The sequence below is a fragment of the Streptomyces sp. 1331.2 genome, assembly GCF_900199205.1.
Lineage (GTDB): Bacteria > Actinomycetota > Actinomycetes > Streptomycetales > Streptomycetaceae > Kitasatospora.
Genome location: NZ_OBMJ01000001.1, coordinates 6,468,374 through 6,488,554 on the forward strand (window position 1 = coordinate 6,468,374; position 20,181 = coordinate 6,488,554).

Here is a 20,181-nt window from a genome sequence, read left to right on the forward strand (position 1 = left end):
ACCCCACGTGTCCACGCCGCCCGTCGAGTTCCCCGTCACCTGGGCGCCGCGCCGCACCCGCGCCGTGCTGCTGCCGGTCTGCGTCGTGCTGGTGGCGCTGTTCGCCGTGCTGGCCGTGCTGCTCCCGGAGAACTGGCAGCTCAACGACCGGATCATGATGACGGGCAGCGGCGTGCTGTTCGCCGCCGTCGGCCTGATGCTGGCCCGCCCCCGGGTCAGCGCCGACCGGGACGGCGTGACGGTGGTCAACTTCGTCCGCAAGCGCCGGCTCGCCTGGGCCGAGATCGTCCGGGTCAACTTCCGCCAGGGCGACCCGTGGGCCACCCTCGACCTCGCCGACGGCACCTCGCTCGCCGCGGTCGGCATCCAGTCCGGTGTCGGCAAGGCGCAGGCGATCGCGGACGCCCGCGCCCTGCGCGACCTGGTCGAGCACCACGCGAAGGTCTGAGGACGGGCCGCGGCTCCGGAGCCCCGACCTGCGGTTCCGGGCCCCGGTGGGTCCTGGCACCCTTCCCGCCCTGAGTCCGAACACGCTTCCTGCCTCCGCCTGGGTATGGTCTACGCTGGTAAAAGCAGGGCAAAGTTCGCCCTGCTCCGACGCGCGACCCCGACGCGACCGCGACGCGGCCTCCGGCAGCGACCGCGGATGCGTCCCCGCACCGACCTGAGGAGTGACTCTCCCCCTCGATGGACGATCCGTCCGGTAGTACCTGCGCCGCCTCACTTCCGATCCACGGAAGGCAGGCGGCACTGTGATCACCGCCTGGCTGCTGTTGTTCGCAGCCGTTCTCCTGATCCTCGCCAACGGCCTGTTCGTGGCCGCCGAGTTCGCCTTCGTGACCGTCGAGCGCGGGGCGGTGGAACGTTCCGCCGAGGCGGGCGACGCCAAGTCCGCCCGCGTCGCCCGGGCCGTGCGGCACCTCTCGTTCGAGCTCTCCGGCGCCCAGCTCGGCATCACCGTCACCTCGCTGGTGGTCGGCATGCTCGCCGAGCCGGCCCTGTCGACCCTGCTCGCACCCGTGATGTCCGGCCTCGGCGTGCCCGACTCGGCCGCCCGCGGCGTCGCCGTGGTCGTCGGCATGGTGCTGGCCACCGTCGTCCAGATGGTGATCGGCGAGCTCGTGCCCAAGAACTGGGCGATCTCCCGCCCGCTCCAGGTGGCCCGCGCGGTCGCGGCCCCGCACATGGCGTTCTCCTTCGCCTGCCGCCCGCTGATCAGCTTCCTCAACGGCGCCGCCGACCGCACCGTACGGGCCTTCGGCATCGAGCCGCAGGAGGAGCTGGGCCACGCCCGCACCCCGGCCGAGCTGGTCTCGCTGGCCCGGCACTCGGCCAAGGCCGGCGCGATCGACGAGGAGTCGGCGACCCTGTTCGTCCGCACCCTGGGCCTGAGCGAGCTGACCGCCGAGTCCGTGATGACCCCGCGGGTCGACGTGGCCGCGCTCCAGCGCGACGCCACCGCCTCCGACGTGCTCAACCTGACCCGGGCCACCGGCCTGTCCCGCTTCCCGGTGTACGCCGACAGCCTGGACGAGGTCACCGGCATCGTCACGCTCAAGGACGCCCTCGCCGTTCCGGCCGCCCGGCGCGGCCTGGTCCGCGTCGGCGAGCTCTCCTCGCCGCCGCTGCTGGTGCCCGAGACCCTGCCCGCCGAGCGGCTGCTCGAACGGCTGCGCCGCCTCCAGCCGATGGCCATCGTGGTCGACGAGTACGGCGGCACCGCCGGCGTCGTCACCGTCGAGGACATCGTCGAGGAGATCGTCGGCGAGGTGCAGGACGAGCACGACCCGGACGACCACCCCGAACTGTTCCGGCTGCCGGCCGTCGACGGCCTGCCGGTCTGGGAGGCCGACGGCCGCACCCGGATCGACCAGCTGGAGCAGATCGGCCTGAACGCCCCGGACGGCCCGTACGAGACGCTGGCCGGCCTGCTCGCCGACCTGCTCGGCAAGCTCCCCGAGGTCGGCGAGCACGCCGAGCTGCCCGGCTGGCGGCTCACCGTGACCAGTGTCGACCGCCACCGCACCAGCCAGGTCCGGGTGGAGCGCACCGTCGCACCCGCCGTGTTCGGCGAGGACGAGGAGGCCGTCCGATGATCGCCCTCCAACTCGCCGTCGCCCTCCTGCTCCTGCTGGGCAACGCCTTCTTCGTCGGCGCCGAGTTCGCCGTCGTGTCGGTGCGCCGCAGCCAGATCGAACCGCTCGCCGAGGCCGGGCACAAGCGCGCCCGCACGGTCCTGCACGCGCTGTCCAACGTCTCCGCGATGCTGGCCGCCGCCCAGCTCGGCATCACCGTCTGCTCGCTGGGCCTCGGTGCCCTCGCCGAGCCGACCATCGCCTCCCTGCTGGAGGACCCGTTCCACGCGATCGGGATCCCGTCCGGCCTGATGCACCCGCTCTCGTACGGGATCTCGCTCGCCCTCGTGGTCTTCCTGCACATGGTGATGGGCGAGATGGTGCCGAAGAACATGGCCATGGCCGGCCCGGAGAAGGCCGCGCTCTGGCTCGGCCCGCCGCTGGACCGGCTGGCCCGCTGGCTGGCCCCGGTCATCCGGGTGCTGAACGCCTTCGCCAACGGCGTACTCAGGCTGTTCCGGGTCGACGCCAAGGACGAGGTCGAGTCGGTCTTCACCACCGAGCAGCTGATGTACCTGCTGGTCGACTCCCGGGACGCCGGCCTGCTCGACGAGGACCGCCAGGAGCGCCTGGAGGACGCCCTGGAGCTGGGCCACCGCCCGGTCACCGAGGTGCTGCTCAAGCCCGAACAGCTGGTCACCGTGGACACCAAGGCGACCGCCGCCGAGATCGAGGAGCTCGCCCTGCGCACCGGCTTCTCGCGCTTCCCGGTCACCGACGGCGACCCGGCCGGCCACGGCTACCTCGGCTACGTCCACCTCAAGGACCTCCTCGACGTGGAGGAGCCCTCGGCCCCGGTCCCGGCCCGCCTCTGGCGGCCGATCACGGTGCTGCGCGGCGGCCTCCCGCTGGACGACGCGCTCGGCGCGATGCGCCGCGCCGCCTGCCACCTGGCTGCCGTGCTGGACCAGGACGGGCGCACGCTCGGCGTGGTCATGCTGGAGGACGTCCTGGAGGAGCTGATCGGGGAGATGCACGACCCCGACCACCGCGCGACCGCGTAGGTCTCCCGTCCCCGTCCCGGCGCCTCCGGTTCCCGCGTTCGCACCACGGGGTTCCCGCGTTCGCCGAGGGCGTGTCCGCTCCCGGCGATTCTGCCCAGAGCATGCAGCCGTTCCATGCCGGCCGCCCTCGGAGGAGAGTGGCCGGCATGAGACTTCTCCTGCTGGGTGGAACGAAGTTCGTCGGACGGGTCGTCGCCGAGGAGGCGCTGGCCAGGGGCTGGGAGGTGACGGCCCTCAACCGCGGCACACAGCCCGCGCCCGACGGCGTCCGGGTGCTGGAGGGCGACCGCACGGCCGAGGACGGGCTCGCCGCGCTCGGGACGCAGGAGTGGGACGCGGTGGTGGACACCTGGTCCTGGGCCCCGGCGGCGGTGCGCGACAGCGCCCGGGCCCTGAAGGGCCGGGTCGGCCACTACGGGTACGTCTCCAGCCGGTCGGTGTACGCGTACCCGCTGGCCGCCGACGCGGGCGAGTCGGCGCCGGTGGTGGCCTCCTCGCCGGACCTCACCGGCGAGGTGCCCTACGCCGAGGCCAAGCGCGGCGCCGAGCTGGCGCTGGAGGCGGAGTTCGGCGGGCAGGCCCTGCTGGCCCGCGCCGGACTGATCCTCGGCCCGCACGAGAACATCGGCCGCCTGCCCTGGTGGCTGAACCGGATCGCCCGGGGCGGCCCGGTGCTCGCCCCCGGGCCGCGCGAGCTGGCGCTGCAGTACGTCGACGCCCGCGACCTCGCGGCCTGGGCCCTGGACGCCGCGGTGGCCCGCCTCGCCGGCCCGTACAACGTGGTCAGCCCGTCCGGCCACGCCACGATGGGCGAGCTGCTGGAGGCCTGCGTGCGGGCCACCGGCTCGGACGCCGAGCTGCGCTGGACCGAGCCCGAGCGGATCCTGGCGGCGGGCATCGAGCCGTGGACCGAGCTGCCGATCTGGCTGGCCCCCGGCGAGCTGTACGACTTCCTGCACACCGGCTCGGTCGAGCGTGCCGTCGGCGCCGGGCTGCGCTGCCGCCCGGTCGCGGAGACGGTCGAGTCCACCTGGGCCTGGCTGCAGGAGATCGGCGGCACCGCCCCGCAACGCTCCGACCGGGCCACCGTCGGCCTCGACCCCGACCGGGAGGCCGCGCTGCTCAAGGGATCAGCCGGGCTGTGACTCCCGCGTCGGGCGGCAGGACACGCCCTTGGGCCTGTCCGCCGGTCCGGGGCTCAGCCCCGGCCGTCGATCAGTTCCCCGTACGCCTGGACGAGGTCCGGCAGGCGCAGAGTGGCCAGGTCCTCCCGCCCGGGCGGCTCGCGCAGCAGCGACAGCCGCAGGTCCCGGTAGGCGCAGGACTTCTCGTACAGGGTCCGGATGAACCTCCCGTTGCCCAGCTCGTCGATCCAGCCCTCGCGGACCACGTGGGTGCAGATGCTGGCCAGCTCCTCGGCGGCATCCTCGTCCCAGCCGTCGCCGTCCCGGCCGGCCAGCGCGGCGCCGATCGCGGTCAGCTCGCCGGGGCGGTAGCTCGGGAAGTCGACCCGGGTGGTGAAGCGGGAGTTGAGGCCGGGGTTGGTGGCGAGCAGCCGGTTCATGCCCTCGGGGTAGCCGGCCAGGATCACCACCAGCCGGTCCCGGTTGTCCTCGGCGCGTTTGAGCAGTACCTGGAGCGCTTCGTCGCCGTAGGCGTCGCCCTTGGTGTAGCCGGAGTTGGAGAGGCTGTACGCCTCGTCGATGAACAGCACGCCGTCCAGCGCGGAGTCGATCAGCTCGTTCGCCTTGACCGCGGTCTGGCCGAGGAACTCGCCCACCAGGTCGGCTCGTTGGGCCTCCACCAGGTGGTCGCCGGAGAGCAGGCCGAGGGCGTGGAAGACCCGGCCGAGGATGCGGGCCACGGTGGTCTTGCCGGTGCCGGAGGGGCCGGAGAAGACGAAGTGGCGCTTGGGTGGCTGGACCGGCAGGCCCTGGGCGGCCCGCAGTCGCGACATTCTCAACTGGGCTGACAGCGCCCGGACTTGGCGCTTCACCGGCTCCATGCCGACCATCAGCGAGAGTTCGGCCAGGGCGGCGTCCAGCTCCCGTTCGTCACTGTCCGGTCGAGGTGCGGGCTCGGCCGCCGACCGGGGCTGCGGCTGGCCGCGGACCGGCAGCGGCGGAGGCGCGGAGGGGCCGCCCTGGGCGCCGCCCGACCCGGACCGCTCCCCGGCGGCCTGCGGTGCGCCGTCGACGGGCGTCCTGCCTGCCGGGCGGCCGTCCGCGAGATCGGAGTCCGCGAGGCCGGAGTCCACCGCCGGTCCGCCGGTCGGCGCCCCGGACGGTACGCCCCCGTTCGGCATCACGTCGTCCAGCACCCCGTCGCCGGACACGGTCGCACCGCCCTGCCCGACCCCGTCCTCGAACTCCTCGCCGTACCCCGGCCCGGCGGCGTACCCGGCGTCGTCCGGGAGCCCGACCTCGGCGTCCGGCCCGACCTCCGGCCCGACGTCCAGCCCGGCGTCCTCGGCCCCGCCCGAACGCCCGCCCGCCGGCAGCCCGTCCGCGAGCCCACCCGCCAGCGCCTCCGCGAGCCCACCCGCGAGCCCGTCCGAGAGCTCGTCCTCGGCCGAGATGGCGGCCAGCCGGGCCGCGGTGTCCATGAACGCCGGGTCGGCCCGGTGCACCGCCCGGTACAGCGGCAGCGCCGCCGCACTGCGCCCGGCCCCCTCGTACGCCCGGGCCAGCCAGTACCGCAGCTCCTTGCGCTGCGGCTGCTCGGAGCGGCAGCGGGCCAGCGAGGCGGCCAGCGGCGCCTGCGCCTGCGCGCACATGTCCAGCCTTACCCGGGCCATGCCGGCGAACAGCCCGGCCTCGATGCCGAGCATCGGGTCGTCCAGCAGCCGGTCGGTGTCCCGGATCAGCTGCTCCCAGTCCTTGAGCAGGTAGGACCGGCAGGCGTACAGGAAGCGGGCGGACGGGTCCTCGCTGGGGGCCGGGCACTGCTCCAACGCCCGGTCCAGCTCGGCGAGGTGGCGGCCGTCCAGCCAGTGCGAGGCGTGCGCCAGCGCGAGGTCGCGGGCGTCCTCCAGCACGGGCTGCACCCACCAGCCCAGCCAGTACCAGGAACTGAGCGGCCGTCGGTGCAGCCGCCGCTGTTCGCCGAACCGCTTCTGGTGCCGGTACATCGCCAGCAGCGCCGCCGAGGTGTCGCTGCGCAGCGCGTGCAGGCCGAGCCAGGCGTCGGCCATGCCCGGGTCCAGCCGGACGGCCGCCCGGAACTCCTCCTCGGCCCGGGCGTACGCGCCGGCCGTGTAGGCGTCCATGGCGCGAAGCCAGGCCCGGTCGGCGAGCCGGTCCGGGCCGCCCGCCGTGCTGTCCGAACTGTCCACCGTCACTCACGCCCCCCGCGGTGTGGCCCGGGGCCCGGCCGGTGACTCGCGTGCGCGCTGCCTGACCGGTGGTCGTCGAGCCCCTGCGGCGCATATGCGCCCGCCAGGAAATCGTACCGGCGCGGGGCTGATCCGGAAGGGTGCCTAACGGGGTCAAATGTGATCGGGCGAGCGGCCGTTGAGCGGCCGGGCACCGGGAACGGTGTCGAAGGGGCGTCGAAACGGACGCCAGGACGGGTGTCGAAACAGCTGCCGAACCGGGCGCCGGAGGAGCGGCGCAGAAAGGCGGGGGAGCGGGTTTCGGAAAGAGGACCGGACGGCGCCCCCGGCTCACGGGGGAACAAGCCGGGGACGCCGGGTCCGAGGCACCGGACGCTTTCGTTCCGGCGACTGAGGAGAACCTAAGTCCTGGCGATGTCGCAGGTCAAGGCGCTTGTTGAAGTTTCACCGACGGTGCCCGGCGCGATCCGGCCGGTCACCCCGTCGACCCGCGTCGCGGCGTACGGGCGGCTCGGGTCGTCGGCGAAATGCGCCGATTCGGCCCGGGCCCAGCCCGCCCAGAACTCGGCCAGTTCCGGGCCGTCCCGCTCCTCGCCCCGGCGGCGGGCCGCACCGGCGTCCAGCTCCATCCAGATCACCCGGGCCAGCCACGGCCGCACCGCCCGCCGGCCCGAGCCGACCCCCTCGACCAGCACGACCGGGGCGGCCGGCACCGCGGCCGTGCCCGCGAAGCGGCGCAGCGTCCAGTCGTACACCCGGTACGCGGCGTCCCGGCCGGCCGCCAGCGGCTCCAGCACCTGCTCGCGCAGCCGCCCGGTCCACTCGAAGAGCTCGCCGTGGGTGGCCAGGTCGTCCAGGTGCACCACCGGCGCCCCGCCCAGTGCCGCCGACAGGCGCCCGGCGAAGGTCGTCTTCCCGGAGCCCGCGTGCCCGTCCACCGCGACCAGCCGCACCGGCCCGCAGGAGGGCGGCAGCGCCCGCAGCTCCGCGGCGAGCGCGCTCAGCTCGACCGCGAGCGCGCTCGGCCCGTCGACCGGGGAGTGCCGGGAGGGGGAGGAGGAGGGTCCGAAAGCAGCCACAACGTCAACCCTACGGTGCCGTACCCCACCACTGCGGACAGTTCATCTGTGCAGGTCGTGACGGCAGCGCGGGTTTCGGGCATACTCGCTTCGCCACGCCTGTGAACGACCGTTCACCGCAACCCGGTGAAGGTCGGTCCGACCTGCCACACCCGCGCCGGACCAGCCGACAGGCCGGTCCGTCGCCCGATCGAGGAGGCGACCACCGCCATGACCCCCTCCCCTGTGATAGCCGTGGAGCGCCAGCTGCCCAGTGAGGAGGCGCGCGAGCTGCTGAGCCTCACCCGGGACCTGGTCCGGCGCGAGCTCCAGCCGCGCGCGGCGGAGGACGAGGCCGCCGGCCGCTTCCCGCGGGAGGTCTTCCGCACCCTCGGCGAGGCGGGCCTGCTCTCCCTCCCGTACGACGAGAAGCACGGCGGCGGCGAGCAGCCCTACGAGGTGTACCTGCCGGTCCTGGAGGAGCTGTCGGCCGGCTGGCTGGCGATCGGCCTCGGCGTGAGCGTGCACACCCTGTCCTGCCACGCGCTGGCCACCTTCGGCAGCGACGAGCAACGCGACACGTGGCTGCCCGGCATGCTCTCCGGCGAACAGCTCGGCGCCTACTGCCTCTCCGAGCCGCAGTCCGGCTCCGACGCGGCCGCGCTGCGCACCCGTGCGGACCTCGACGGCGAGGCGTACGTGGTGAACGGGACCAAGGCGTGGATCACCCACGGCGGCCAGGCCGACTTCTACAGCGCCCTGGTGCGCACCGGCGAGGAGGGGCCCAAGGGCATCAGCTGCCTGCTCGTCCCCGGCACCCAGCAGGGCCTGTCCTCGGCCCCGCCGGAGCAGAAGATGGGCATGCGCTCCTCGCCGACCGCGCAACTGCACTTCGACGGTGCCCGGGTGCCCCGCGAGCGGCTGATCGGCGAGGAGGGCCAGGGCTTCCAGATCGCGCTCGCCGCGCTGGACTCCGGCCGCCTCGGCATCGCCGCGTGTGCGATCGGCGTCGCCCAGGCCGCGCTCGACCTCGCGGTCGACTACGCGCGCACCCGGCGCCAGTTCGGCCGTCCGATCGCCGAGTTCCAGGGCCTGTCCTTCATGCTCGCCGACATGGCCACCCAGATCGAGGCGGGCCGTGCGCTCTACCTGTCCGCCGCGCGCCTGAAGGACGCGGGCCGGCCGTTCTCCAAGGAGGCGGCGATGGCCAAGCTGTTCTGCACCGACACGGTGATGCGGGTGACCACCGACGCCGTCCAGGTGCTCGGCGGCTACGGCTACACCCAGGACTTCCCAGCCGAGCGCTTCATGCGCGAGGCCAAGGTGCTGCAGATCGTCGAGGGCACCAACCAGATCCAGCGCCTGGTGATCGGCCGCCACCTCACCAAGGGCTGAACCACGGGCTGACGCCCCCGGGAGGGCCGGGCGCCCCGCGGCGACCCGGCGCCTTCCCCGTGCACGGCCTCCGGCCGTCACTCCAGGGTGCGGAGTGACGGCCGGAGGCGTTCTGGTGGTGCGCCGCGGGCGGTGCGGTGCGCCGACCTGCCGGCGTTGCTCCGACCGGCCCGCGTTGCTCCGACCGTCAGTGCCGGACGAGCCGGCGGCGCTGCTCCGGGATGGCACGGAGCGCGGAGACCGTCGGGACGGAGGCGAGGGCGGGCACGGCCTGGCCGATCGCCGCGACCCGCACCGGGCAGTGCGCCACCGCGTGCGAGAACGGCTGGGTGCGCCAGTCCAGTTCGCTCGGGAGCTTGAACAGGGCCCCGAATCCGGTCGGTTGGGCGTCCGCCGGGGCCTCCACCTCCGCGAGGTCGTCGGTCGGCGTGCCCGAACCAGGGCAGACCGCGGGGGCGAAGGGGTTCCAGGCGGTCGGCAGCAGGGCGTGCTCCGGCAGCCGCTCCTCGTCCGCCACCAGGGCGATCGGGCGGCGGCATTCGGGGCAGTGGACCCGGAAGATCTCCCAGGTCTCGGCCTCGCCGAGCTCGGCGCCCGGCGCGTGGTCGACCGCGAGGTCGTCGCGGCCGGTCATATCGTCGGTCTCGTCGGCGGCCAGCTCGCGCTGGTCAGTAGCAGGCATGAGGATCCCCCTAGGATCGGGCCCGACTTGGTCGTCCAGGGCCACAACCAGCACTTCCCTGCGATTCGGACTCATAACCCTGCGGTGTTGTGCACCGTGATGCACCGGGTGTGTCCTTGACCACATCCGCTGCCACATTCACGCGGCATGTGCCCCGCCCCGCACCTGCGGTGCTTGCTCCTGCCGCTCTCGTGCCACCTCGTGCGCCCCCCGTGCACCCGACCGGGTAGGTTGACGGACTGTGGAGGATCTCGACCAACGCATCGTCCAGCTGCTGCTTGAGGACGGCCGGATGAGCTACACGGACCTGGGCAAGGCCACCGGCCTGTCCACCTCGGCGGTGCACCAGCGCGTGCGCCGCCTCGAACAGCGCGGGGTGATCCGCGGCTACACCGCGATCGTCGACCCCGACTCGGTCGACCTGGCGCTGACCGCTTTCATCTCGGTCAAACCCTTCGACCCCAGCGCCCCGGACGACACCCCGGAGCGCCTGGCCGGCCTGCCCGAGATCGAGGCGTGCCACAGCGTCGCGGGCGACGAGAACTACATCCTCAAGGTCCGCGTCGGCGCCCCCGGCGACCTGGAGGACCTGCTCGCGCGCATCCGCAGCGCCGCCGGCGTCTCCACCCGTACGACCGTCGTGCTGTCCACCCCGTACGAGGCCCGGCCCCCGAAGCTCTGACTGCCGAATCCCCGACCCCCGAAGCTCTGACCCCGAACGGGCGGGGTGCAGACTTGGCGCCATGACCGAACGCACCTCCCGGACCGTCCTGCTGCGCGGCGGCGCCGTCTACAGCCCCGCCGACCCCTTCGCCACCGCGATGCTCGTGGAAGGCGAGCACATCGCCTGGGTCGGCAGCGACGGCGCCGCCGAGGCGTACGCCGCGAGCGCCGACGAGGTGGTCGAACTGGACGGCGCCCTGGTCACCCCGGCCTTCGTGGACGCCCACGTGCACGCCACCGCCACCGGCCTGGCGCTCACCGGCCTCGACCTCACCGGCAGCCCCTCGCTGGCCGCCGCCCTGGCGGCCGTCACCGCCTTCGTGGACGCCCAGGCCGAGCCCGGCGGGGTGCTGATCGGCCACGGCTGGGACGAGAGCGCCTGGCCCGAGGGCCGCCCGCCGACCCTCGCCGAACTGGACGAGGCCGCCCGCGGCGCCGCGCTCTACCTCTCCCGCACCGACGTGCACTCCGCGCTCGCCACCACCGCCCTGCGCACCCTCACCGACGGCCTCGCCGAACGGCCCGGGTACGCCGCCGACGGTCCGCTCACCAAGGACGCCCACCACGTCGTCCGGCAGACCGCGCTGGCCCGCCTCACCCCCGAGCAGCGCCGCCGCGCCCAGCGCGCCACCCTGGCCCGCGCCGCCGAACTCGGCATCGGTGCCCTGCACGAGTGCGCCGGGCCGGAGATCTCCTCCGAGCAGGACCTGGCAGCCCTGCTGGCGCTGGCCGCCGAGGGCGAGGGCCCCGAGGTCTTCGGCTACTGGGGAGAGCTGGGCGGCGTGGAGACGGCCCGCCGGCTCGGCGCGGTCGGCGCCGGCGGCGACCTCTTCGTGGACGGCGCGATCGGCTCCCGCACCGCCTGCCTGCACAGCCCGTACGACGACGCCGAGCACACCGGCACCGCCTACCTGACGGCCGAGCAGGTCGCCGACCACGTCGCCGCCTGCACCGAGGCCGGGCTGCAGGCCGGCTTCCACGCCATCGGCGACGCGGCCGTGGCGGCCGTCATCGAGGGCGTCCGGGCGGCCGGCGAGCGGGTCGGCGCCGGCCGGGTGAAGGCCCTGCGCCACCGCGTCGAGCACGCCGAGGCCCTGGACGACACGTCGATCGCCGCCTTCGCCGAGCTGGGCCTCACCGCCTCCGTCCAGCCCGCCTTCGACGCCGCCTGGGGCGGCCCGGAGGGCATGTACGTCCAGCGCCTGGGCGCCGAGCGGGCCGCGGCCCTCAACCCCTTCGCCGCCCTGCTGCGGGCCGGCGTCCCGCTGGCCTTCGGCTCGGACGCCCCGGTCACCCCGCTCGACCCCTGGGGCACCGTCCGCGCCGCGGCCTTCCACCGGACCCTCGACCACCGGATCTCGGTCCGCGCCGCCTTCACCGCCCACACCCGCGGCGGCTGGCGAGCGATCGGCCGAGACCAGGACGGCGTGCTGGTGCCCGGAGCCGTCGCCAGCTACGCGATCTGGGCCGCCGGCGAGCTGGTCGTCCAGGCCCCCGACTCCCGGGTCGCCGGCTGGTCCACCGACCCGCGCTCCGGCACCCCCGGCCTGCCCGACCTCACCCCGGGCCACCCGCTGCCGACCTGCCTGCGCACCGTGGTCCGCGGCCGCACCGTCCACCGGCGGTAGCCGCCGACCAGCGGTGGCCGCCCGGCGACGGGTCGCCGCCTACCGACGGCAAAACCGGCTGAAGCGGCGCGGCACCGGTCGTAGGTTGATCGCCATGACGACCCATCCGCTGGTCCCCGCCGACTTCACCGTCCCGCGCGAACTGCTCGCCCCGGAGTTCCGCCTGGAGCCCCTGGGCGAGCAGCACAACGCCTCCGACCATGCGGCCTGGACCGGCAGCATCGAGCACATCCGCGCCACCCCCGGCTTCGTCGGCGGCAGCTGGCCTCCCGTCGAGGGGATGTCGCCGGAGCGCAACCTCGAAGACCTGCGCCGCCACGCCGCCGACTTCGCCGCGCGGACCGGCTTCACCTACACCGTCCTGGAACCCGAGGGGAGCGAGGTGATCGGCTGCGTCTACATCTACCCGGACCGCGAGGACCCGTCCGCGGTCGGCGTCAGCTCCTGGGTCCGGGCCGACCGCGCCCACCTGGACGCCCCGCTCCACCACGCCGTCTCCACCTGGCTCGCCGAGCAGTGGCCACTCGGCGAGATCCGCTACACCGCCCGCTGGCCAGCCGGTTCGGGCCCGGCACCCTCACCTCACGTCCCACCGGCGTTCCGGGGTACCTTCTTCGCACAGCGTCCGAAACAGCAAGCCCCAGGAAGATGGTGCGCCGGTGGCCAGTCCCGTCACCCAGGAGCGGTCCGGGACCGCCCCCGAGCCGCAGGAGCCGGCGCCCCGCCCGGGCCGCGGCGCCCGGGCGCTCGCCAAGGTCCGTGCCGGCCTGCCCCGGACCGGCCTCGCGGCCCTGGCCGGCCTGCTGCTCGCCCTCGCCTTCCCGCCGTACGACCTCTGGCCGCTGTCGCTGCTCGGCGTCGCCGCGCTCTCCCTGCTCACCCGGGGCCGCACCTTCCGTCAGGGCCTGTGGACGGGCTTCGCCTTCGGCCTGCCGTTCTTCCTGATGCTGCTCAGCTGGCTGCGGGTGGTCGGCTGGGACGCCACGGTCGGCCTGTCGATCGTCGAGGCGCTGTTCCTGGCACTGCTCGGCGGCGCACTGGCCCTCGTCTCCCGGCTGCCCGGCTGGCCGCTCTGGACGGCCTGCCTGTGGATCACCCAGGAGTGGGCCCGCGACCGGCTGCCGCTCGGCGGCTTCCCCTGGGGCCGGCTGGCCTTCGCCAACACCGCCACCCCGTACACCCCGCTGGCCGCGCTCGGCGGTGCGCCGCTGGTGACCTTCGCGGTGGCCCTGTCCGGCGGCCTGCTCGCCTGGGCGGCGCTGCGCCTGCGCGGGCCGGGCAAGGCCCCGAAGACGGCGGCACTGGCGGCGCTCGGCGCCGTGGCGGCGCTGCTCGCCGGCTACCTCGTCCCGGTGCCCACCGCCGCGGCCGACTCCGTGAAGGTCGCCATCGTCCAGGGCAACGTGCCCAACCCGGGCATGGACTTCCTCGGCCGCCCGATGATGGTCCTCAACAACCACGCCACGGCCACCGAGCGCCTGGCCGCCGACGTCGCGGCCGGCAAGGTCGAGCGCCCGGAGATCGTGATCTGGCCGGAGAACTCCTCCGACCTCGACCCGTTCAGCGATCCGCTGGCCCGCCTGCGCATCGACGAGGCCGTCAAGGCGATCGGCGTGCCCACCCTGGTCGGCACCCTGGTGGACGGCCCGGACGCCCAGCACGTCCAGAACGAGGGCATCGTCTGGGATCCGGCAACCGGCCCCGGCGCCTCCTACACCAAGCAGCACCCCGTCCCGTTCGGCGAGTACGTGCCGTTCCGTGCCCAGCTGATGAAGGTGATCACCCGCCTCCAGCGGGTCGCCCGGGACTTCTACCCCGGCGACCACAACGGCGTGATGCAGCTCGGCCCGGCCCGGATCGGCGACGTGATCTGCTTCGAGGTCGCGTACGACGAGATCGTCAGCGACACCGTGGACAGCGGCGCCCGCGTCCTGGTGGTCCAGACCAACAATGCGACCTACGCCAAGACCGGCCAGCCCGAGCAGCAGCTCGCGATGAGCCGGCTGCGGGCGGTCGAACACGGCCGGGCGGTGCTGATCGCCGCCACCAGCGGCATCAGTGCCGTGATCGCCCCGGACGGCACCGTCCAGCAGCGCACCCAGGAGCTGACGCCGGCCGAGCTGTCGGCGACCGTCCCGCTGCGCGACGGCACCACGGTGGCCGACCGGGTCGGCGCCGCCCCGGAGTGGACGCTGGCCATCGGCGGCCTGCTGGCCTGCGGCGCTGCCGTGCTGGTCGGACGCCGTCGGCGGTCGGGCGCCGGAACACCGGCCGGGCAGGAATCGTTGGACCAGGTGGTGCCGTAGCCGGCCCGGACCTCCCGTGCGGCGCGCAGAGCACCGCATGGAGTGGATTCGTACCGTGACCCAGCAAGCTGCCCCCACCCGTCCGGCCCCGCGCGGAAAGCTCCGCCGGGTGCTGCCGTTGCTGCTCACCGCCTGGCTGGTGCTGGAGATCTGGCTGCTGGTCCAGGTCGGCTCCTGGCTGGGCGGCCTGACCGTCCTGCTGCTGCTGATCGCGGGCGCCCTGATCGGCGGGTCGCTGATCAGGCGGGCCGGGCTGAAGGCGCTGTCGGCGGCGATCGAGCAGAGCAAGAACCCGCAGTCCGCGCAGCCGCAGACCGGCACCAGCATGACCGTGCTGGCCGGCCTGTTGCTGATCGTCCCCGGCTTCCTGTCCGACCTGGTGGCCCTGACCCTGCTGTTCCCGCCCACCCGGGCGCTGTGGCGAGCGGCCGCTCGGCGGGTCGCCGACAAGGCGATGCGCGCCACCTCCACCGTCGGCGCCGACCCGTTCGCCGACGCGATGCGACTGCAGGAGCAGCTGCGCATCCACCGCCCGGACGGCAAGGTCATCCAGGGCGAGGTGGTCGAGCCGGAGGCAGGACCGCGCGGCCCGCAGGGCCCGGACACCACCTACCGCCCGCCGATCACCGGGTGACGGAGCGCACGAAAGAGACCGGACAACGCGAAAGGGACCCTGGAAACCAGGGTCCCTTTTCGCGTCCTCCCGCCGCGGCGGGAGCGAGGTCAGGCGCTCTTACGGGTGTCTCGCGGGTGCACCGCGAGGTTCATCCCGCCGGAGCGGAGCACGGCCAGCCGTTCGGCCAGCACCTCCTCCAGCTCCTCGCGCGTCCGGCGCTCCATCAGCATGTCCCAATGGGTGCGCGTCGGCTTGGTCTTCTTCTCCTCCGGCTCGTCGCCGTCGAGGAGTGCTGCCTCCTGGCCACAGAAGCGGCATTCCCAGACTGCGGGGATCTCCGCCTCGACCGAGAATGGAACCTCGAATCGGTGTCCGTTCTGACATGCGTACTCGACGGTCTGGCGGGGAGCCAGATCGATACCGCGGTCGGTCTCGTAGCTAGTGGCCCCGAGTCGCGTGCCGCGGAGAGCTCGCTCGCTCATGAATCGTGCCTCCCGGGCTTATGGCCCACAGGACTAGTGGTCGCTGTTCTTCGTCGTTCGGTCAACGCTCGGCTTCCGACGAAGATTCCCGTCCCGGGACATGCGTCGTCTGTCGTGCCGCCCCTGTTTGTACCCACCTGCGCCCGATTTGTCACATCTGGCCGGTGATATCACCCCAGGTGTCACCTATTTCACATCTGGTGATCGTGCGGACTTTCTGTGACGAGCGTACCGGGACGGGTTCTGACGGCGTTCGGCGGCCCCGACCCGGAGCCTTCGGGCCGGTCAGGAGATCGGACGTGGGCGGATCATCGGTTCGTCCTTGGCCAGGTCGACCGGGCGGGCGGCCGGGGCGGGATCGGCCGGTGCGGCCGTCGGCGGGCGCTCCGGGCGGGGCGGGGTGCCGGCGGGTGCCTCGATGCGGGTGTCGCGGTGCGGCAGCAGGGCGATCACCGCGTCCCTCAGCGGGGCCGGGGCCTCGTCGTCCAGCGGGTCGACGGTGGCGGGCACCTGGAGCCGGACCGGGGCGCCGTTGCCGACCCTGGCGTAGCCGCGGCCGATCGGGGCGTGTGCGGCGGGCACGATGTCCAGCGGTGCGCCGAGCGCGGCACGGGCCTCGTCGGGGCCGGCCGGGCCGAGCACCACGCGGGCCCGGGTGGTGGCGCGGACGGTGGGGGTGATCCGGTCCCGGGCCTCGACGTCGTCGGCGATCACCACGGTGACCCGGGCGGCCCGGCCGTGCCGCAGCGGCAGTTCCAGCAGGTCCTGCGGGTCGGGGCGGCCCTCGGCCTGGGCGAGTTCGCTCAGCTCGGTCGGGTGGTCCAGCAGCAGCCACAGCGGCCGGGTGACGTCCTCGGGCGGGGCGGTACCGGCGTGCCGGGCGGCGTTGAGCGCGGTGAGCCGCCGGTCGGTCTCCTGGGCGGCCCACTCCAGTGCGGCCAGCGCGCCGTGCAGGCTGGTCTCCACGGTGTGCACGCCGGGCCGGTTCACCAGGCAGGCGTGCTCCCCGGTCCCGGCGCCGTCGACCACCACCAGGTCGGCGTACGGGAGGACCTGCAGGGCGATCGACCGCAGCAGGCTGGAGGTGCCGTAGCCGGTGACGCCGAGGGCCAGCAGGTGCGGTTCGGAGGAGCGCGGGCCGGTGCGCCAGACCACCGGCGGCTGCTGGACGGTCGTGCCGCCCTGGGTGACCGGGATGGTCCGGGCGGTGCCGTCCTCGTCGGTGAAGCCGAGCACGATCTCGCCGGGGGTGGCGACGAAGCGCTGGGCGACGACGTCGGTGGGCAGCGGGGCGAGCGCGGCGATCCTCAGCCGGTTGGACTCCTCGTCCCAGTCGAAGCGGTACTCCCGGGCCCGGCCGGCCTTGCCCTGGACGACCTGCTCGATCCGGGCCCGGGCGGCGGGCTCGGTGTCGGTGAAGTACGCGGGGTAGCTCAGCTCCAGCCGGGAGAGCCGGCCCTCGCCGTCGAACTCCCAGGAGCCGAAGGCGTTCTTGTAGCTGCCCTCGAAGTGGTAGAGCGGGTTGGCGTCCTCGGGGCCGCACAGGTAGGGGGTGAGCGCGGAGTAGAGGGCGGTCAGTTTGAGGTCGGCGACGTCCGGCGCGGGCGGGGCGGGCGGGGCCTTGGGGGCGCGTCCGGCCCAGGCGGTGCTGGCCATCAGGGCGATCAGCGCGAACAGCAGTCCGTGCGGCAGCAGGTAGATGCCGACCAGCATCGCGGCGGACAGGAAGAGGGTCGGGCCGCGGCGCTCCTTCGGGGTGGCCTGCCAGCGGGCCTTGGCCCAGTCGGCGTGGTGGCGCAGGCCGCGGCCGATGACGGAGAGCGGGGCGAACATGTCGGAGGCGTGGTCCCCGGCGGTCCGGGCGATCTCGCGGCCCTTGCTGAGGTGGCGGTGGAGCGGCATTCCTTGACTCCCCGGGCGAGTGGGACGGGTGGGAGGTGTGGGACGGGTGGGGCGGTGGGGTACGACGGGGCCCGGGGCGGTGTGGGATCCGCGCCCGGGCCGGAACGGGGGAGAGTGGCGGCTAGAACCTGATGCCGCCGAGCAGGCTCGCGAGGCTGGCGCCGCCCGCGGTGATGCTCGGGGCGATCGACGAACCGGCGACGTAGAAGCCGAAGAGGGCGCAGACGATGGCGTGGGAGACCTTCAGTCCGTCCCTTCGGAAGAAGAGAAATGCGATGGTGCCGAACAGGACGATGCCGGAAATCGAGAGGATCACGATCCGCTCCTCGGGAGGGGGGACAAGCGGGGGTGTTACGGAAAGTGCATTAATCGTGACAAAAAGTAATAGATGATGGAACGGTGCAAATGGGTGGTTCTGCCGTCCGATACCGTTCCGGACACCGGATGGCGGTATGCGAACCGGCCGGGGTGGAGCCGGTCGCTGCGGGGATTCGGTGCCGCCAGGCATTCCCGGGGGGTGGGCGGGAAGTTTCCCGGGGGTCCGGGAAGTTCGCTCGGATGGCCGTGCAACCCGTGCGGCCGCGTGTCGGGGCGGCCCGGGCCGTCATCCGGATCACGGACGACGGCTGGCCCGCTCCGGCGGCGGCCGCTACCGTGCCCTGGGCGCAGCCCGTGACCGCCCGACGAACCGACCGGAAAGGCCGCCCGCCATGACCGACGCCGCCAGCCAGCAGCCCGCCGACGCCCCCGACGCCGAGGTGATCGCCCTGGCCGGGAAGCTCTTCGACGCCGCCCGGGCCGGGGAGACCGACACCCTGACCGCCTACCTGGAGGCCGGGGCCCCGGCCGACCTCACCAACGACCGCGGCGACACCCTCGTGATGCTCGCCGCGTACCACGGCCACGCCGCCACCGTCGAGGTGCTGCTCCGGCACGGTGCCGACCCGAACCTCGCCAACGACCGCGGCCAGACCCCGCTGGCCGGCGCCGTCTTCAAGGGCGCCGAGGACGTGCTCACCGCCCTGCTGGCCGGCGGCGCCGACCCGCACGCCGGCGTCCCGAGCGCCGTCGACACCGCCCGGATGTTCGGCAAGGAGGAGCTGGTCGCCCGGTTCGAGGCCCGCTGAGCCGGGACCGTAGGCTCTTCGACCATGGACACCAGTGCGACCAAGGACACCGGCACCGTCGAGTTCCGCATCACCGGCTACGCCCACCCCGACGCCCAGGCCCTGTCGGCGGAGGTGCAGCAGGAGTACGTCCGGCGCTACGGCGACCCCGACTTCACCGAGATGAGCCCCGAGGACTTCGAGGCGCCGGCCGGACTCTTCCTGATCGCCTACCTGGACGGCCGTCCGGTCGCCTGCGGCGGCTGGCGGGCCAAGCAGGGCGGCCCGGACGGGCTGCGCGACGGCGACGCCGAGCTGAAGCGGATGTTCGTGGTCCCCGGGGCCCGCGGCCGCGGTCTGGCCCGGGCCGTGCTGCGCCACCTGGAGCGGACGGCCGTCGAGGCCGGCCGCACCCGGTTCGTCCTGGAGACCGGCACCGAGCAGCCCGAGGCCATCGCGCTGTACAAGTCCGAGGGCTACGTCGCGATCCGGAAGTTCGGGTTCTACAAGGACCACCCGCTGAGCGTCTGCCTCGGCAAGGAGCTCGGCGAGGAGTCTGCCGAGGAGCCCGCCGAGGAGCCCGTCGCGGCGGTCTGAGCGGCCGCCGCCCCGGGTAGGTTCCGGTCGCCCTGACGACCGGTCCTTGGGAGAACGGATGAGCCACCGAGCACCCGGAGCCGACCGGCTCCCCGCCCTGGCCGCGCCGGGCGGGGAGCTGGACCGGCTGCTCCGCGAGGGCGTCCGCGCCGTCGGGGCCGGCGCCGTCTGGGCGGTCGGCGACGCCGGGGGCACGCTCGGCGGCGGCAGCCACGGCCGGCTCGGCCTGGGGCCGTACGCGGAGCTCGAACCCGGGCCGGACACGCTGTACGACCTGGCGAGCCTCACCAAGATCGTCGCGCTCTGGCCCTGCGCCGGGGTGCTCCGGCAGTCCGGACGGCTGCCGCTGGACGAACCGCTCGGGCGGTGGTGGCCGCCGGCCGCCGGGCACCCCGTCGGCGCGGTGACCGCCCGCGGGCTGCTCGCCCACACCGCCGGGATGCTCCCGTACACCCGCTTCGAGTCGCTGTACGGCCCCGACCCCGCCGCGATCCGGGCCGGGGTGATCGCCGCCCCGGTGGCCCGCGCGCCCGGCACGTCCGTGGAGTACACCGACCGGGCCGCCGTGCTGCTCGGCTACCTGGTCGAGGACCTGGGCGGCGCGCCGCTGGACGTCCTCGCCGAGCGCTGGGCCTGGCACCCGCTGGGCATGGCCGACACCCGGTACGGGCCGCTCGGCGCCGCGCTCACCGCCCGTACCGCGCCCACCGAGTACGAGGCGCGGGCCGGCGGCCACCTGCGCGGAGTCGTCCACGACCCCTCCGCCCGGCTGCTCGGCGGCGTCTCCGGCAACGCCGGGGCCTTCTCCACCGCCCGCGACCTCGCCCGCTTCCTCACCGCGCTGCTCGCCCCGCCGCCCGGCCTGCTCTGGGGGGAGCCGTGGATCCGCGAGTCGCTGCGCGAGCAGACCGGCGGACTGCGGCCCGCCCGCGGCCTGTCCTGGCTGTACGCCCCCGGCACCGAGCCCGCCGACGGCACCTTCGTTCACTACGGCTTCACCGGCACCGGCTTCTGGGTCTCCCCGCGACTCGGCCGCTGGGCACTGCTGCTCACCAACAAGGTGCACTACGACCGCCTCACCCAGCCGCTCACCGATCTGCGCAACGCCTTCCGGAGGGCGGTCTTCGGGTAGACCTCCACGGCACTCGTTCGGGTGATGGAGTACGAACCACCGTTTGCGGAGCGGCGATCGCGGCAGAGTGAGCACGAGAAC

General features: G+C 74.1%; 18 protein-coding genes. 12 read left to right on the forward strand and 6 right to left on the reverse strand.

All coding sequences use genetic code 11. The annotated features are described in order from the left end of the window. The first annotated feature begins 7 nt into the window (after window positions 1-7). The 4 genes from CRP52_RS28195 (at window position 8) to CRP52_RS28210 (ending at window position 4,284) form a co-directional block, all read left to right on the forward strand. Complete coding sequence (locus CRP52_RS28195; RefSeq protein WP_097238958.1) at window positions 8-448, forward strand: PH domain-containing protein; 441 nt, start codon at window positions 8-10, stop codon at window positions 446-448. A gap of 304 nt (window positions 449-752) precedes the next feature. Further along, window positions 753-2,096 (forward strand): hemolysin family protein, encoded by a 1,344-nt coding sequence (locus CRP52_RS28200; RefSeq protein WP_097238959.1) that lies wholly within the window; start codon window positions 753-755, stop codon window positions 2,094-2,096. Next, on the forward strand, window positions 2,093-3,139 hold the full coding sequence (locus CRP52_RS28205) for a hemolysin family protein (protein ID WP_097238960.1): 1,047 nt from the start codon (window positions 2,093-2,095) through the stop codon (window positions 3,137-3,139). Before CRP52_RS28200 ends, CRP52_RS28205 begins: the two co-directional genes overlap by 4 nt. Before the next feature lie 146 nt (window positions 3,140-3,285). Further along, a complete protein-coding gene (locus CRP52_RS28210; RefSeq protein WP_097238961.1) occupies window positions 3,286-4,284 on the forward strand; it encodes an NAD-dependent epimerase/dehydratase family protein in 999 nt (332 codons plus the stop codon). Between the two features lie 53 nt (window positions 4,285-4,337). Here the strand turns inward: CRP52_RS28210 and CRP52_RS28215 are convergent, their stop codons facing one another. Both CRP52_RS28215 and CRP52_RS28220 read right to left on the reverse strand, forming a co-directional pair. Further along, window positions 4,338-6,407, reverse strand: a complete 2,070-nt coding sequence (locus tag CRP52_RS28215; protein ID WP_097240395.1) for an AAA family ATPase — start codon at window positions 6,405-6,407, stop codon at window positions 4,338-4,340. A gap of 467 nt (window positions 6,408-6,874) precedes the next feature. Next, on the reverse strand, window positions 6,875-7,477 hold the full coding sequence (locus CRP52_RS28220; RefSeq protein WP_257033145.1) for a uridine kinase family protein: 603 nt from the start codon (window positions 7,475-7,477) through the stop codon (window positions 6,875-6,877). 285 nt (window positions 7,478-7,762) lie between these two features. Here CRP52_RS28220 and CRP52_RS28225 point away from each other — a divergent pair, with 285 nt between their 5' ends. Then, window positions 7,763-8,926: an acyl-CoA dehydrogenase family protein gene (locus CRP52_RS28225; protein WP_097240396.1), complete on the forward strand. Its 1,164-nt coding sequence runs from the start codon at window positions 7,763-7,765 to the stop codon at window positions 8,924-8,926. A 187-nt stretch (window positions 8,927-9,113) separates the two neighbouring features. Here CRP52_RS28225 and CRP52_RS38545 read toward each other — a convergent pair whose 3' ends face one another. After that, the gene (locus CRP52_RS38545) at window positions 9,114-9,608 is read right to left on the reverse strand and encodes a hypothetical protein (protein ID WP_179852947.1); all 495 of its coding nucleotides are present in this window, start codon (window positions 9,606-9,608) and stop codon (window positions 9,114-9,116) included. Window positions 9,609-9,849: 241 nt separating this feature from the next. Between CRP52_RS38545 and CRP52_RS28240 the strand changes: the two genes are divergently transcribed. The 4 genes from CRP52_RS28240 to fxsA all read left to right on the forward strand — a co-directional run bounded on the left by CRP52_RS28240 (window position 9,850) and on the right by fxsA (window position 14,899). Further along, entirely contained in the window at window positions 9,850-10,290 is a 441-nt protein-coding gene (locus tag CRP52_RS28240; RefSeq protein ID WP_097238963.1) for an Lrp/AsnC family transcriptional regulator, read from the forward strand. Window positions 10,291-10,351: 61 nt separating this feature from the next. Then, on the forward strand, window positions 10,352-11,959 hold the full coding sequence (locus tag CRP52_RS28245; RefSeq protein WP_097238964.1) for an amidohydrolase: 1,608 nt from the start codon (window positions 10,352-10,354) through the stop codon (window positions 11,957-11,959). 659 nt (window positions 11,960-12,618) lie between these two features. After that, the gene (gene lnt, locus CRP52_RS28255) at window positions 12,619-14,265 is read left to right on the forward strand and encodes an apolipoprotein N-acyltransferase (RefSeq protein ID WP_097238965.1); all 1,647 of its coding nucleotides are present in this window, start codon (window positions 12,619-12,621) and stop codon (window positions 14,263-14,265) included. 55 nt (window positions 14,266-14,320) lie between these two features. Beyond that, entirely contained in the window at window positions 14,321-14,899 is a 579-nt protein-coding gene (gene fxsA / locus CRP52_RS28260; RefSeq protein ID WP_257032891.1) for an FxsA family membrane protein, read from the forward strand. 89 nt (window positions 14,900-14,988) lie between these two features. Here fxsA and CRP52_RS28265 read toward each other — a convergent pair whose 3' ends face one another. From CRP52_RS28265 to CRP52_RS28275, 3 genes are all read right to left on the reverse strand, one after another. After that, window positions 14,989-15,363, reverse strand: coding sequence for an RNA polymerase-binding protein RbpA (locus tag CRP52_RS28265; protein WP_030058371.1), 375 nt, complete (start codon window positions 15,361-15,363; stop codon window positions 14,989-14,991). A gap of 285 nt (window positions 15,364-15,648) precedes the next feature. Beyond that, window positions 15,649-17,265: a hypothetical protein gene (locus CRP52_RS28270; RefSeq protein WP_097238967.1), complete on the reverse strand. Its 1,617-nt coding sequence runs from the start codon at window positions 17,263-17,265 to the stop codon at window positions 15,649-15,651. Between the two features lie 121 nt (window positions 17,266-17,386). Then, entirely contained in the window at window positions 17,387-17,581 is a 195-nt protein-coding gene (locus tag CRP52_RS28275) for a hypothetical protein (protein ID WP_097238968.1), read from the reverse strand. Between the two features lie 394 nt (window positions 17,582-17,975). Between CRP52_RS28275 and CRP52_RS28280 the strand changes: the two genes are divergently transcribed. Genes CRP52_RS28280 through CRP52_RS28290 form a run of 3 tightly spaced genes read left to right on the forward strand, consistent with a single transcriptional unit; the run spans window position 17,976 to window position 20,100 of the window. After that, on the forward strand, window positions 17,976-18,392 hold the full coding sequence (locus tag CRP52_RS28280) for an ankyrin repeat domain-containing protein (RefSeq protein ID WP_097238969.1): 417 nt from the start codon (window positions 17,976-17,978) through the stop codon (window positions 18,390-18,392). Window positions 18,393-18,416: 24 nt separating this feature from the next. Beyond that, entirely contained in the window at window positions 18,417-18,968 is a 552-nt protein-coding gene (locus CRP52_RS28285; protein ID WP_097238970.1) for a GNAT family N-acetyltransferase, read from the forward strand. A gap of 58 nt (window positions 18,969-19,026) precedes the next feature. Further along, the gene (locus tag CRP52_RS28290) at window positions 19,027-20,100 is read left to right on the forward strand and encodes a serine hydrolase domain-containing protein (RefSeq protein ID WP_097238971.1); all 1,074 of its coding nucleotides are present in this window, start codon (window positions 19,027-19,029) and stop codon (window positions 20,098-20,100) included. The last annotated feature ends 81 nt before the right edge of the window (window positions 20,101-20,181 follow it).